This window comes from Staphylococcus sp. HMSC056G08 (genome assembly GCF_001812305.1).
GTDB classification, from domain to species: Bacteria; Bacillota; Bacilli; order Staphylococcales; family Staphylococcaceae; genus Staphylococcus; species Staphylococcus simulans.
In genome coordinates this window covers 1-14618 of the sequence record NZ_KV808421.1, presented here as the reverse complement: position 1 = coordinate 14618, position 14618 = coordinate 1, and the positions used below count along the sequence as shown (strand labels likewise).

Below are 14618 nucleotides of genomic sequence, written 5' to 3'. Positions count from 1 at the left end.
GTGATTATCACCAGTCCTAAATAGTATAGAGCCCAATAAAATAGGTTGATCATATGAGCGATATCAAAATAAAATCAATGTTTTGGTATCGCTTTCATTATTGCAAAATAAAGGTTTTACATAAAATTTTATCATCTATTTTTGTAATATTACCATAAAAGTAAGAATACTTAAAAATTAATGATGAATATGTTCGACAATAAATGTATATTTCGATATGATGAATGATGTAAAAGGTTTTAAAAACAGTTGAAGCAGGTCTCTATTTACTGCATTTATCTAAACGTATTTTTAAAGCGTTGAGGGCATAAAAGTACGTGGTAAATAAAGTGAACGGATGGTTGCTGAGACTGTAATTCAATTACTAAATAAGGGGCTGAATGAATTGAGTCATTTATCAGATTTGGATATCGCGAATCAAGCTACATTACAACCAATTAAAGACATTGCAGAAAAGATTGGTATTTCGGAAGATGCTTTAGAACCATATGGTCACTATAAAGCTAAAATTGACATTAACCAATTAAAAGACAATGGGGACAAAGGGAAAGTTGTTCTTGTTACTGCAATGAGTCCAACACCAGCTGGTGAAGGTAAATCAACTGTAACTGTTGGTTTAGCAGATGCCTTCCATGAATTAGGAGATAATGTCATTATGGCATTACGTGAGCCAGCATTAGGTCCAGTATTCGGTATTAAAGGTGGCGCAACTGGCGGCGGTTACGCACAAGTATTACCAATGGAAGATATCAACTTACACTTCAACGGTGACTTCCATACGATTACAACAGCAAACAACGCGTTATCAGCATTTATTGATAACCACATCCATCAAGGTAATGCGTTAGGCATTGACCAACGTCGTATCGAATGGAAACGTGTGTTAGACATGAACGACCGTGCGTTAAGACAAGTTGTAGTAGGTCTTGGTGGACCAACACAAGGTGTTCCGCGTGAAGATGGATTCAACATCACAGTAGCATCTGAAATTATGGCGATTCTTTGCCTAAGCACTGGCTTGAAAGACTTAAAAGAAAGTATCGCTAACATTACAGTTGCATATACACGTGATCGCAAACCAGTTACGGTTGCTGATTTAGAAGTTGAAGGTGCAATTGCGATGATTCTTAAAGACGCAATCAAACCTAACTTAGTGCAATCAATCGAAGGTACACCAGCATTAATTCACGGTGGGCCATTCGCAAATATTGCACATGGTTGTAACTCAATTCTTGCAACTGAAACAGCACGTAAACTAGCTGATGTTGTGGTGACTGAAGCTGGATTCGGTTCAGACTTAGGTGCTGAAAAATTCATGAACATCAAATCACGTAAAGCAGGATTCGAACCAAGTGCTGCTGTAGTTGTTGCGACAATCCGTGCATTGAAAATGCATGGCGGCGTAGCAAAAGATGACTTGAAAGAAGAAAATGTTCAAGCAGTTAAAGACGGTTTAGAAAACTTAGCACGTCATATCAAAAACATCCGTTCATTCGGTGTAGAACCAGTCGTAGCATTAAATGCATTCGTAGCAGATACAGATGCTGAAACTAAAGTAGTTGAAGACTGGGCAAAAGAAAACAATGTACGTATTGCCTTAACTGAAGTTTGGGAAAAAGGCGGCAAAGGCGGCATTGAATTAGCTGAACAAGTGAAAGAAGTATTAAATGAAAAACATGATTTCAAAAATACTTATGAACTTGATGAACCAATTGAACAAAAAATCGAAAAAATTGTTAAAAACATCTATGGCGGTAAAAAAGTAACATTTACAAGCAAAGCACAAAAACAATTGAAACAAATTAAAGATAACGGTTGGGATAATTACCCAGTATGTATGGCTAAAACACAATATTCATTCTCAGATGATAAAGATTTATTAGGTGCGCCTGATGATTTCGAAATCACAATCAGAGAATTACAAGCTAAAACAGGTGCTGGCTTTATCGTTGCTTTAACAGGTGCGATTATGACAATGCCTGGCTTACCTAAGAAACCAGCTGCATTAAATATGGACGTTACAGAAGACGGCCATGCGAAAGGTTTATTCTAATTTAAGCTATAACTAAAACAGGCCCTGAAGTGTGAGTATATTACTCATGACTTCAGGGTCTTTTTGTCATTAAATGTGCTTCTATATTATATTTTTCTGCTTTTTCATACGTAGATTCAGAAATCAATCCTTCTACTCTCATACGCCATAGTACATAATGTTGGCGCTGTAAGCCGATTTCGAGTTCATCTTTAGGTTTAAGTGTGCCGTCTGCTTCATAAGGTGTGTAATAATAAGGACTTTGAACTAATCCGACAAGATAAGCCGCTTCCGGCAAATTCACATCACTTGGCGGTTTCCCGAATAAACTAAATGAAGCGGATCCAATACCTGTAATGTTGTCGCCATTATAATCACGTCCAAAAGGAACGATGTTCAAATACGTATATAAGATTTCTTCTTTAGTCATAATCCGTTCAAGTTTGAGTGCCAGTACAATTTCATTTGCTTTACGGTTATAGGTCTTATCATTATTCAACACCTGATTCTTAATCACTTGTTGGGTAATGGTACTGCCGCCTGAAGAGACCTCTGTTTCAAATATATCTTGATAAATAGCTCTCAGTAATGCCTTAGGTAAGATTCCATCATGTTTATAATACAGTGAATCTTCAGAAGCAATTAAAGCTTTAGGTATTAAAGCATTCACGCTTTTCGGTCCAACTAACAATGGGTTTTGTGATTCATCATATTGTGATAAGAAATCCTTTTTAGCATAATTGACTTGTTCATCACCAGGTACATTCAGTACTGCCTCACGTAATTCTGTATCTGTAATATTTTCTGACTGTGCTGTCATACTCATAAAGAAACCGACTAATAAACCGGTTGCTAAACTCAAAGTCAGCAAAATAATGATGAACAGCCAAACAAAAGAATATTTAATCCGCTTATACCATAGTTCAAAGATACGAAGCGGGGTAGAAGCTAAGGGTTCATTAAGTTTGAATGGTTTCATGTTTCGCCTCCGTTAATTAAACATAGTATAGCATAATTGAATTCAAGTTGACTTTTAAAAAACAGTTGATTATAATGAAAACAAATTAATATGTTTTGGATAAGGAAAAGTAACTCATTTGATTGTTCTCAGAGAACTGGTGGATGCTGCGAACCAGTAACAACAAATCAGTGAATACACCTGTTGCCTTAATAAAAAGTATCCAACGTTTGACTTAATGAACGTATCATTAATGAAAGTAACCTTTTTAAGTATGGTGGTACCGTGCAATAGATGCGCCCTTACAGAATTTTTCTGTAAGGGTTTTTTATTTTCCAAATTTCTAAAACACAGCAAACACAAAATATGAGGAGGAATATGATATGACAAATGAATTATTACAAGATTTAGAGTGGCGTGGCCTAGTTTATCAACAAACAGATGCTGAAGGTTTAAAAGCATTATTAGATAAAGAGCAAGTGACATTATACTGTGGTGTGGACCCAACTGCTGACAGTATGCATATCGGTCATTTATTACCATTATTAACTTTACGTCGTTTCCAAGAATACGGTCATAAACCGATTGTATTAATCGGCGGCGGTACAGGTATGATTGGAGACCCATCAGGCAGAACGGACGAACGTGTTTTACAAACAGAATCACAAGTTGAAGATAACGTACGTGGTATCGGTGCACAAATGGATAAAATCTTTAATTTCTCTGGTGAAGGTGCAGCACAACTTGTTAACAATAAAGATTGGTTAAGCCAAATTTCATTAATTGATTTCTTACGTGATTACGGTAAACATGTAGGCGTGAATTACATGTTAGGTAAAGACTCAGTACAATCACGTTTAGAAAAAGGTATTTCTTACACTGAATTCACATACATGATTTTACAAGCAATTGATTTCGGTCATTTAAACCGTGAATTTAACTGTAAAGTTCAAATCGGCGGCTCTGACCAATGGGGTAATATCACAAGTGGTATCGAATTAATGCGCCGTATGTACGGTCAAACAGAAGCGTTTGGTTTCACAATTCCATTAGTTACAAAAGCGGATGGTAAGAAATTCGGTAAATCCGAATCAGGTACAGTTTGGTTAGATGCTGAAAAAACAAGCCCATACGAACTTTACCAATTCTGGATCAATACATCTGACGAAGATGTTATCAAGTTCTTAAAATACTTTACGTTCTTAGATAAAGCAGAAATTGAACAATTAGAAGCATCTAAAAATGAAGCACCTCATAAACGTGAAGCGCAAAAAGCACTTGCTGAAAATGTTGTAAGCTTTATTCATGGTCAAGCTGCCTTAGATGATGCGATTCGTATTTCAGAAGCATTATTCAGCGGTAATTTAAAAGCTTTAAGCAGTCAAGAATTACGTGAAGGCTTTAAAGATGTACCACAAGCTGCAGTCGGCCATGATACAACAAATATTGTTGATTTCATTGTAGAAGCGGGTATTTCTTCTTCTAAACGCCAAGCACGTGAAGATGTATCAAACAGTGCGATTTACATTAATGGTGAACGTCAACAAGATTTAAAATATGAAATTACTGACGAAGATAAAATTGATAATGAATTTACAATAGTACGTCGCGGTAAAAAGAAATACTTCATGGTGAAATACCAATAATATTATTATTTCGGAAATGAATATAAACAAATAAAACGCTTGAAGAGGAATGTCCTGCTTCAAGCGTTTTAATATGTGTTCAAACGATTATTTTTTACCTAGACGTACATCTAAATCTTGTTTCTTGCCATCACGGATAACTTTAACTTTCAATGTATCGTCCGGCTTTTTATTTTCATATAAGTAAGATCTTAAATCACTATCATCTTTAATTGCTTTACCATCTGCTTCGATGATAATGTCTCCTTCTTTAAGTTCGCTGCTGCCTGAAGCTTTCGCCACATAGACACCATCATTACGATCGGTATCTAATTCACGTTTATAACGTTCAGGAATGTCGCTCATGTTGATTGTACCGATACCAATAGAAGGGCGTTCGACTTTACCATGTTTTACAAGTTGTTCGATTGTAATTTTCACTTCATTACTTGGAATCGCAAATCCGATACCTTCAACTTGTGCCATTGAAATTTTCATAGAGTTGATGCCGACAAGATCGCCATCTAAATTGACTAAAGCACCGCCTGAGTTACCAGGGTTGATTGCTGCATCGGTTTGTAGCACTGACACTTTATTATTACCGGCAGATGTTTGTGTTTCAATCGTACGTTCATTTGCAGAAATGATACCTGATGTCACAGTATTCGCAAATTCTAATCCTAATGGGTTACCAATCGCAAAAACGCTGTCTCCTGTTTTAACTTTTGATGAGTTTGCGAATTGGATAGCTTTAGTACCCGGTGCATTTTCGATTTTTAATACCGCGATATCAGTTAATGCATCTTTGCCGACTAATTTAGCATCGACTTTTTTTGTATCATGTAATTGAACTTTGATTTCACTTGCACCATCCACCACATGATTGTTAGTAACGATATACGCACTGTCACCGGATTTTTGATAAATTACACCAGAACCGATACCCGCTTCTTGTGATTTACCAGCAGAGCCATTGAAGAAATCTTCTAAGCTTTGTGCTTTCTGCATATTGATTACACCAACAATAGAAGGTGAGACATCATTGATCATTTGATTAACAGATTTATACTTTGAACTTTTACCGTCTAAGACATTGCCGCCTTTACTATTTGAGGCTTCTTGTACAGTCGCACCGTCATTTGATGAATTCATCAATTTTGTGGCACCGAAGACAATTAAAGCGCCGACGATTCCCGAAAGTAAAGCGATGAGAATCACACGTAACCATGGGAACGAACGCTTAGGCGGTTGATGATTTTCGTTATAGTATTCAGTCATTGAATTCCTCCCAATATGTTTCTTTTTATTATTATCATATGTTTAGTACATAATTTCTACTATTTTGCTATGACAAACTTTATAAGATGATGACAGAATCAATAGAAGCTTGAAATAGGCTTGTTGCCAAGGGGCGGAAGTGATAGAATTTGTATAGTTAAATAAACAATTTAGTAGGTGACAGAATGTATAAATTTATCAGCAGTATTTTATATTGGATTATTGTCAAACTAAGTAAATCGCTTAAAGTTTATGGACAAGAAAATGTACCGCAACTAAATCGTTATGTGGTCACTTGCAACCATGAAAGTTATAACGAAGTGATTATGCTTGGTATGGCGCTTTACCCAAATCAAATCCATTATATGGCTAAGAAAGAGTTGTTTTATAACCCGGCTTTCGGCAACTTCTTAAAATCATTAAATGCTTTTCCAGTGGATCGTGAAAATCCGGGACCAAGTACTATTAAAACACCTGTGAATTTATTGAAGAAAAATAAAACAATCGGTATGTTCCCAGCAGGACATCGTACTTCTGAAGAAACACCATTAAAACGTGGTGCAGCTACGATTGCTATGATGGCAAAAGTACCTATTGTACCTGCAGCTTATGAAGGTCCAGATAAAATTATTGGTCTAGTAACAGGCAAAGCTAAAATTATCTTTGGTGAACCGATTGATACGAACGCTTTACCAGACCATTTAAAAAAACGTCATGAAAAAGTGGACTATATTACACAAGAATTAACTAAACGTACAAGAGCCTTACAACAAGAATTAAAACAGTTACCTAAATAATAACATGACATCAAAGTCAGATGATGGTAGAGAACGCAGCTCCTTCACCGCATCTGACTTTATTTTTATGTGTTTTCAATCATTTTATATAGAGAGAGAAGGATGAACAATGTATAACTTTTTACAACGTCTTGGACGCTCATTAATGCTTCTCGTTGCCGTCTTGCCAGCAGCAGCCATTATTATTGGTATTGGAAATTTATTAAAGGCTTTAGAGGTTACACCGACTTTAGCTGAATTTATTTTCCAAAGCGGTATCGCAGTTTTAGAACAACTCGGCTTACTTTTCGCGATTGGTGTGGCACTAGGTATGGCCAAAAAGAACGATGGTTCTGTGGCACTTGCGGCAGTTGTTGGTTACTTTGTTGTGACGTCAGTATTAAAAACAGAAACTTTAGCAAAAATTTTAAGTGTAAAAGAAGATAGCTTAAACATCGGTTTTACCGCTATGAATAACCAAAATGTATTTATCGGCTTAATTATCGGTTTAATTGCGGCATTTTGTTACAACAAATTCAGTGGGACCGAATTACCGACTGCTTTGTCATTCTTTAGTGGTAAGCGTTTAGTACCTATTATGACAGCATTCTTATCGGTTATTTTGACGATTATTTTATTATTTGTATGGCCATTCGTGTATAGTGGTATTATTTCATTTGGTAAATGGATTATGGATTTCGGCGCATTCGGTGCATTCCTGTACGGATTTTTCAACCGTTTATTAATTCCAACTGGATTACACCACGCATTAAATTCAGTATTCTGGTTTGATTTAGCAGGTATTAATGATATTGCGAAATTCCAAACAGGAGAAGGTGCGGTTAAAGGTATCACAGGCAGATATATGGCTGGATTCTTCCCAGTGATGATGTTTGGTGTGCCAGCAGCTGCTCTTGCTATGTATCAAACAGCAGATTCTAAACAAAAGAAACGTGTTGCTGGTTTAATGCTCGCTGGTTCGATTTCAGCTTTCTTTGTAGGTGTAACTGAACCGATCGAATTCGCATTTATGTTTGCAGCTCCAGTATTATTTGTAATTCATGCATTGTTAACAGGTTTATCTTTATTCATCGCTGCACTTTTCCATTGGACTGCAGGTTTCTCATTTAGTGCAGGACTGATTGACTTCTTATTATCATTAATCAATCCAGTTTCTAATCATCCATGGATGTTGATGGTACAGGGTGTTGTCTTCTTTGTAATTTATTATGTAGTGTTCAGAGTGGCTATTTCAGTCTTTAATTTAAATACTCCTGGTCGTGGAGATGAAAAGATTGCTGACCCTGTGGATGAAGAAGGTGTTTCAAGTGAGACGGGCAAAGGTGGCAAATATAGCGCAATGTCTACACAAATTATTTCTGGATTAGGTGGTAAAGAAAATATTACTTCATTAACGAACTGTGCTACACGTTTACGTTTAGAAGTGGCAAATATTGATCAAATCGATAAAGCGCAAATTAAACAATCCGGTGCTGCGGGTGTAACAACAAGCGGCCAACATAATGTTCAAGTCATTATCGGTACACAGGTTCAACAAGTCGCAGATGAAGTAGAAAGACAATTAGAATCAGAATAAAGTCATAAGAACGGAGACGCTTTAAGAAGAGTTGTCTCCGTTCTATTGCTTATTTATGTATAACTTTGTATAATATTAATTATTCTGAATTTTCCGAAGTAGGTGGAGAAATGAAAGCAGTATTATTTGATGTTGATGGTGTATTTTTAAGTGAAGAAAGATGTTTTGATGTTTCAGCATTAACGGTATACGAAATGCTGATGAGTCAGCACTTTTTAAAATTAATGCCGACTGTGACATTTAATTCTATTAATGACAGCGAAATCAACTTGATTCGCCAAGTTGTTTTTGATCAAGATAACATTTTAAATGCGATGAAATCTCGTGGTTTGAACTCCAACTGGGATATGTTGTTTATTGTGTTATCCATTCATTTGATAGATTTACTCAAAACGTTATCGAAAGAGGACAGGGAAGCCTTTTTAACAGCACATCCTTTTACAGATGTGACCATTCAAGAAGTAGGAGACTTGGTCGGTCGTCAACAAGTCGACTTTATGAAGCCGCTTCACTTTATCGAAAACGCAGAATCAGGTAAAACAAAAATTTACCGTGATTTACGCAACTATGCGGCAGAGCAACTTGATACAAATCATACTGAGTTGTTTGAAATCCGCAGTCCTTTATGGGAAATTGCACAAGAAGTATTCCAAGAATGGTATTTGGGTCATCGTTTATATCGAAAAGTTGAAGGAAAAATACCGAGAAGCGATTTTAAAACAGGTTATATTTATCATGAAGAAGAATTGGCTGAAGCGGATCAACTCAAAACTTTATTAAGTGACTTAAAAGCAGCTGGCTATACGCTCGCAGTTGCGACAGGTCGACCAAGAACGGAAACGTTAGTGCCATTTGAAGATAAAGGCTTTTTAAAATACTTTGATGAGTCACACATTGTATCAGCGAGTGAAGTGTTAAAGGCAGAAGAAATGTTCCCTGAACTTAAACCATTAGGTAAACCGAACCCGTTTTGTTATGTTGCCGCATATAACGGTAATAATGAAGCGGATTATCAAAATTATGCCGAACAACAAGAACAGGTATTTGCTGGAGAAGAGATATACATAGTCGGTGACTCTCTTGCAGATTTATTCAGTGCACAAAAGACAGGTGCAACGTTTATCGGTACTTTAACCGGTTTAAAAGGTAAAAAAGCGAAAGAAGAATTAGAATCATATCACGCAGATTATATTGTGGATAATGTATTAGATATTCGTTCAATTTTATTGTAATGAAAAACCGGCAAACTTGGATATTATTTCCAGTTTGCCGGTATTTTTGTGATTATTATTTATTTAAGTCTACAAATTGAATAGATTCAAATCCATCGATTTGATGTAATGCAGCGATAACTTCGTCAGAAACAGGCATATCGACTGAGATAATCATCATCGCATTACCGCCTTGTGTAGTACGTCCTAAGTGCATAGAAGCGATGTTGATATCATATTCACCTAAAATTTGTCCTGTGCGTCCTACGATACCTGGACGGTCTTGGTGATGAATGACTAATTGATATTTTTCTGGTTTGAAATCAACAGGGTAGTCATTGATTTGAACGATACGTGGACCATAGCCGTTTAAGACAGTGGCACCGACTGTTACTTTACGATCACGGTTAATCATTGTTAATTCAATATAGTTGTTGAATGAACGTGATTTCGCATCTTTTTCCACATTATAAACAACGTTTTGTTCATTTAATAAGAAGAGGGCATTAACCAAGTTTACACGTTCAGCTAGATCTTGAGATAAAATTCCTTTAGCAATCGTACGTGTTAAAATATTTGTATCTTCTTTAACTAATTCACCGCTGAATTTAATTTTCAATTCACGTGGTGCTTTACCTAATAATTGGATACATACTTTGCCGACCATATCACATAAGTTCAAGTATTCTTGTAACTCATTATCTTCTTCGCCAAAAATCATTTTTGGTGCATTGACCGCATGTCGGACATTACCTGCGTGGAAGAATTCTTCTATTTCATTTGAAACAGAGACGGCCACTTTTTCTTGAGCTTCAACTGTTGAAGCACCTAAGTGCGGTGTTACAACAATTTTATCGTGTTTAGTTAAAGGTGAATCAGTTGCAGGTTCATGTTCAAATACGTCAATAGCAGCACGTGCAATTAAACCTTTATCTAAAGCATCAACTAAAGCTTGTTCATCAATAATACCGCCACGTGCAACGTTGATGATTTGTAAATTAGGTTTTGCTTGAGCAAAGAAATCAGCATTGATTAAACCTTTCGTTTTAGGTGTCAGTGGGGTATGGACTGTTACAAAATCAGCACGTTGTGCAATTTCATCAACTGAGGCACGCTCGATATCTAGTTCTTTTGCTTTTTCAGCAGTTAAGTAAGGATCAAATGCGATAATTTTCATACCAAAACTTTTCGCACGTTTAGCGACACCTAGACCAATACGTCCTGTACCGATGATACCAAGTGTTTTATGATACAACTCTGTACCCTTAAATTGAGAACGATTCCATTTACCTTCTTTTAATGATTGGTTGGCTTCAGGTATTTGACGCGCCATCGCAAGTATCATTGCCATTGAATGTTCTGTTGCTGAAATAGTATTACCATCAGGGGCATTAATCACTAATACACCATGCTTTGTAGCTGCATCTCTATCAATATTATCGACACCGACACCTGCACGTGCAATGATTTTTAAATTTTCAGCAGCTTCAATGACTTCAGGTGTTACCTGTGTCTGGCTTCGTATGATTAAACCGTCATATGCTTTAATTTTTTCTATTAGTTCGTCAGGAGAAAGTCCTGTATCAATATCTACTTCGAAATCTGGATCGTCTAATAAAGTTTGTAAACCATCTTTAGCGATGGGATCTGATACTAAAATTTTATACATAAGCTTTTACCACCTCTAAATATGCTGTAGTACCTTTGCCGATATATGTTTGATGACGTATTTCTGAAAGTACAATTTCTAATGCGCTGATGCATTGTAAAATGTCGGCAGTATCGATTTGACCTAAATGACCAATACGTAGAATTTGACCTTTTAATTTACCTTGACCGCCAGCAATTGTGATATTGAAACGGTCTAGTAATTCATTTTTAATCGTTGTGACTTCGCTTGGAGAATTTGGCACAAATGCGGTTACAGTTGGTGAAGCAAATTCATCTTTAACAAGTAATGGCAAGTCTAAAGCTTTTAATGCAGCTCTTAAACCATCTCTGATGACGTTATGACGTTCAATTACGTTTTCAAAGCCTTGTTCTTCAATCCAATCTGCATAGGCAGCGACACCTTTATACAGACTCACATTCGGTGTAAATGGTGTTGAATTTTTTTCAGCAGAAGCAATATATTTATTGAAGTCTAAATAAAAACGAGGTGTTTTAACTTCTGCAAAACGTGCTTTAGCGCGATCAGAATAAGCCGCAAATGCCAAGCCTGGTGGTAACATGATTGCTTTTTGACTTCCTGACACTAAGACATCAATGTAGTCACGTTTTAAGTTGACATCTACAGCCCCGACACAGCTTACACCGTCTACTACAAAGTATGTTTCTGGGAAGTTTTTGTGAATCGCTTTACCCAATTCATGAATAGGGTGAAGGACAGAAGTCGATGTTTCACAATATTGACTGTAAACGGCAGTTACAGGTTCTGGTAATGCTTTTAGATATTGAATAAATGCCTCAACGTCTACTGCTGCTCCCCAAGCTACTTCAAAGACATGTACATTTTTAAAATATGTTTGAGCGATTTGTTTATAACGATTACCAAAGGCACCAGAAACAATTACAGCCACATGGTCATTCGGATTTAACAGATTAACCATACTTGCTTCTAAAGCACTTGTCCCACTGGAAGTAAAGATTAAAACGTCGTTTTCAGCCCCGAATACAGGTTTTAACCCTTTATATGCTTTTTCTGCGATTGCTTCAAATTCTTTTGTGCGATGACCAATCATCGGTTCTTGAATGACGCGTTGAATGCGTTCAGGAATCGGAGTTGGTCCAGGTGTCAATAACAATGGATGATGATACATATAGATTTCCCCCTAATGTAAGATTCATTAATCTTACCAAATATTCTGAAAATAATAAAGGCAATTTAAGTATACTTTTACTTAAAATTGATGATTTTATATTAAACTGATATTGTAAGCGTTTTAATATAAAATAACAAGCAACCCAACCAAAGTTGGGTCACTGTTATAGAATGACTGCATCGATTTCAATCTCAACATTACCTCTGATTGAATTAGATATCATGCAGTTATTGTCAGCAATTTTTAAAAGTTTATCTAATCTTTTTTCAAGTGCTTCTTTTTGATGAACATCAACAGTAATTTTAGGATGATGCGTAATTTTCTCCATTTTGAATTTACCGTTGTTGAGAGAAGCGGTACCGACTGAAGATTGATTAATAGAAATATCAGTGAAATGGGCACGTTCTAGAGTTGCTGCTAATGAAATGATATAACAAGAAGAGGCAGCAGCAATCAACATTTCATCTGGATTTGTACCTTCGCCAACACCTCCAAGTGAGCTTGGAATAGAAATAGACTCGTTTAAAACATCGCCTTTAACAGTGCCAGTTTCATCTCTGCCGCCGCTCCATTGTGTTGTCACAATAAAATCATGTTCTGCCATATCTCTTTGACCTCCGTTTAAATTATGATAGATTGTTTTTACAATCATATTAAAAGGGTGAATAACATGGAAAAAGTCATTCCGAGTGAGGATTTTCAAATTATTGCACATCGTGGATTTTCATTAGATTATCCGGAAAATACGTTACTGGCTTATAAAGCAGCATTGAACGCTTCAGTAGATATGCTAGAAATTGATGTGCATTTAACTAAAGATCATCAACTCGTTGTTATCCATGATGATAAAATAGATCGAACTTCTAATGGAAGTGGGTATGTTAAAGATTATACGCGAGATGAATTAAAAAGCTATGATTTCGGTTCATGGAAAGATGCGACATTTATAGGCGCAAAGATTATGACATTTAAAGAAGTCGCAAAGTTAGTTGAACCACATGATACGACTTTACTGATTGAGATTAAGAAGCCAAGTAAATATCCAAATATAGAAGAACAATTATTAAAAGAAATAGAAGATGCCCATTTAGATGCAGATAAGGTCATTATCCAATCATTTGATGAAAGAAGTATAGAGAAAATTTCTAAACTTACACGAAAGTATTCTCTTGGTGTGTTGTTAAGTAAGAAAAAATATTTGTTTAAAATGCCGAATTTTAATAAATTAGCTAAATTTTGTGAGTATGCTAATCCTAATTATGAACTCGTTAACCAAAAGTTTATAGAAAGGGCACACTTGCATCACTTAAAAGTATTGCCTTATACAGTCAATGATATCAATGATATTAGAAAACTAATGATTGATGGGGTAGATGGCATCATTACAGATGGCCCAAATCATTATTTTGAATTAGATTGATTAATTAGAATACCACTTGTATAATTAAATTATCTAATTAACAGAAGGGAAGATAAGAGAAGAACGATTGAGAACTCATATCTGTTTTTCTCGAACAACGATGAAATTTAACCTCAAACCCATCCAAAGACTGGATAAAAAAGAGTTATTAAGCTGGGTAATCATCATTATAGGAGTTACTATCTATAGAGTAGTAAAACGAAAAAAAGCCAAAGCGCATCGTGCATAATAAAAGGATGTCTGATTTTACAGGCATCCTTTATTTTTTATTCATTTTTATGTCTGATATATTGAATCGTTCATTAATCATGTTATAAGCCCAAGGCAGATACTTTGTGAAACCATAAAAGAATCCAAATAACGCAAAAATCGCTTCACCATTATCTTGGGTAATTGATAATAAAATCAAAGTACTAACAAATACATACACGTTAACCACTAAAACGATAAACGCAAAACTTTTTATTACGTTATCTACTTCGTCATTTTTAAAATATTGATACGTCATAATAATAGCTGAAAGTACAAAAGAAATCGCAAGGGATAAAGATAATGCAAAGCCGAAGTTGGCTATAAAAGCATCAATGATCACTTTTAATATTGATTTTTCAAAATAACTTTTATCAAAGTATTCAGTAAAACTTGGTAAGAAGATGAAACCAGAAACAAGATAAACACCAGCTAGTATCATAATCAATCTATTATTTTTCAACCAGTTTTTCACGTTGCACATCTCCTTCTATTTAGTAATTATATTATGACGCAAACAACTGAATAATACTAGCGCTTATAAAAGGGAAGGGGAAAATTAACATAAAAAATACTGCACCTTTTGAAAAGATGCAGTATCGAAATCTCGAAATTATTATGGCTCTATACTATTTAGGACTGGTGATAAT

General features: G+C 35.7%; 12 protein-coding genes. 6 read left to right on the top strand and 6 right to left on the bottom strand.

The genetic code is table 11. From position 1 onward, the window contains the following. Nucleotides 1–385: 385 nt before the first annotated feature. Nucleotides 386–2053 (top strand): formate--tetrahydrofolate ligase, encoded by a 1668-nt coding sequence (locus HMPREF2846_RS00765; protein ID WP_070625248.1) that lies wholly within the window; start codon nucleotides 386–388, stop codon nucleotides 2051–2053. 52 nt (nucleotides 2054–2105) lie between these two features. On the opposite strand, the gene HMPREF2846_RS00760 is transcribed toward HMPREF2846_RS00765, so the two are convergent. Next, complete coding sequence (locus tag HMPREF2846_RS00760) at nucleotides 2106–3011, bottom strand: biosynthetic peptidoglycan transglycosylase (RefSeq protein ID WP_070625245.1); 906 nt, start codon at nucleotides 3009–3011, stop codon at nucleotides 2106–2108. Nucleotides 3012–3373: 362 nt separating this feature from the next. Here HMPREF2846_RS00760 and tyrS point away from each other — a divergent pair, with 362 nt between their 5' ends. After that, a complete protein-coding gene (gene tyrS / locus HMPREF2846_RS00755) occupies nucleotides 3374–4636 on the top strand; it encodes a tyrosine--tRNA ligase (protein ID WP_070625243.1) in 1263 nt (420 codons plus the stop codon). Nucleotides 4637–4723: 87 nt separating this feature from the next. Here the strand turns inward: tyrS and HMPREF2846_RS00750 are convergent, their stop codons facing one another. Next, entirely contained in the window at nucleotides 4724–5893 is a 1170-nt protein-coding gene (locus HMPREF2846_RS00750; protein WP_057509802.1) for a S1C family serine protease, read from the bottom strand. Between the two features lie 185 nt (nucleotides 5894–6078). On the opposite strand from HMPREF2846_RS00750, the gene HMPREF2846_RS00745 reads away from it, so the two are divergent. The 3 genes from HMPREF2846_RS00745 to HMPREF2846_RS00735 all read left to right on the top strand — a co-directional run bounded on the left by HMPREF2846_RS00745 (nucleotide 6079) and on the right by HMPREF2846_RS00735 (nucleotide 9498). Next, entirely contained in the window at nucleotides 6079–6690 is a 612-nt protein-coding gene (locus tag HMPREF2846_RS00745) for a lysophospholipid acyltransferase family protein (protein WP_070625241.1), read from the top strand. 109 nt (nucleotides 6691–6799) lie between these two features. Next, complete coding sequence (gene nagE / locus HMPREF2846_RS00740; RefSeq protein ID WP_070625239.1) at nucleotides 6800–8266, top strand: N-acetylglucosamine-specific PTS transporter subunit IIBC; 1467 nt, start codon at nucleotides 6800–6802, stop codon at nucleotides 8264–8266. Nucleotides 8267–8376: 110 nt separating this feature from the next. Next, on the top strand, nucleotides 8377–9498 hold the full coding sequence (locus tag HMPREF2846_RS00735) for an HAD family hydrolase (protein WP_070625236.1): 1122 nt from the start codon (nucleotides 8377–8379) through the stop codon (nucleotides 9496–9498). A 55-nt stretch (nucleotides 9499–9553) separates the two neighbouring features. On the opposite strand, the gene serA is transcribed toward HMPREF2846_RS00735, so the two are convergent. From serA to HMPREF2846_RS00720, 3 genes are all read right to left on the bottom strand, one after another. After that, a complete protein-coding gene (gene serA, locus HMPREF2846_RS00730; protein ID WP_070625235.1) occupies nucleotides 9554–11146 on the bottom strand; it encodes a phosphoglycerate dehydrogenase in 1593 nt (530 codons plus the stop codon). Then, on the bottom strand, nucleotides 11139–12296 hold the full coding sequence (locus HMPREF2846_RS00725; RefSeq protein ID WP_023015977.1) for a pyridoxal-phosphate-dependent aminotransferase family protein: 1158 nt from the start codon (nucleotides 12294–12296) through the stop codon (nucleotides 11139–11141). The genes serA and HMPREF2846_RS00725 overlap by 8 nt, the downstream gene beginning before the upstream one ends. Before the next feature lie 166 nt (nucleotides 12297–12462). Continuing rightward, nucleotides 12463–12903 carry an SACOL1771 family peroxiredoxin gene (locus HMPREF2846_RS00720; protein ID WP_070625233.1) on the bottom strand — a complete coding sequence of 147 codons (441 nt, stop codon included), beginning with the start codon at nucleotides 12901–12903 and terminating at the stop codon, nucleotides 12463–12465. A 66-nt stretch (nucleotides 12904–12969) separates the two neighbouring features. Between HMPREF2846_RS00720 and HMPREF2846_RS00715 the strand changes: the two genes are divergently transcribed. Continuing rightward, nucleotides 12970–13719 carry a glycerophosphodiester phosphodiesterase gene (locus tag HMPREF2846_RS00715; protein ID WP_002481196.1) on the top strand — a complete coding sequence of 250 codons (750 nt, stop codon included), beginning with the start codon at nucleotides 12970–12972 and terminating at the stop codon, nucleotides 13717–13719. 259 nt (nucleotides 13720–13978) lie between these two features. Here HMPREF2846_RS00715 and HMPREF2846_RS00710 read toward each other — a convergent pair whose 3' ends face one another. Next, complete coding sequence (locus tag HMPREF2846_RS00710; RefSeq protein WP_002481195.1) at nucleotides 13979–14443, bottom strand: hypothetical protein; 465 nt, start codon at nucleotides 14441–14443, stop codon at nucleotides 13979–13981. Between the last annotated feature and the right edge of the window lie 175 nt (nucleotides 14444–14618).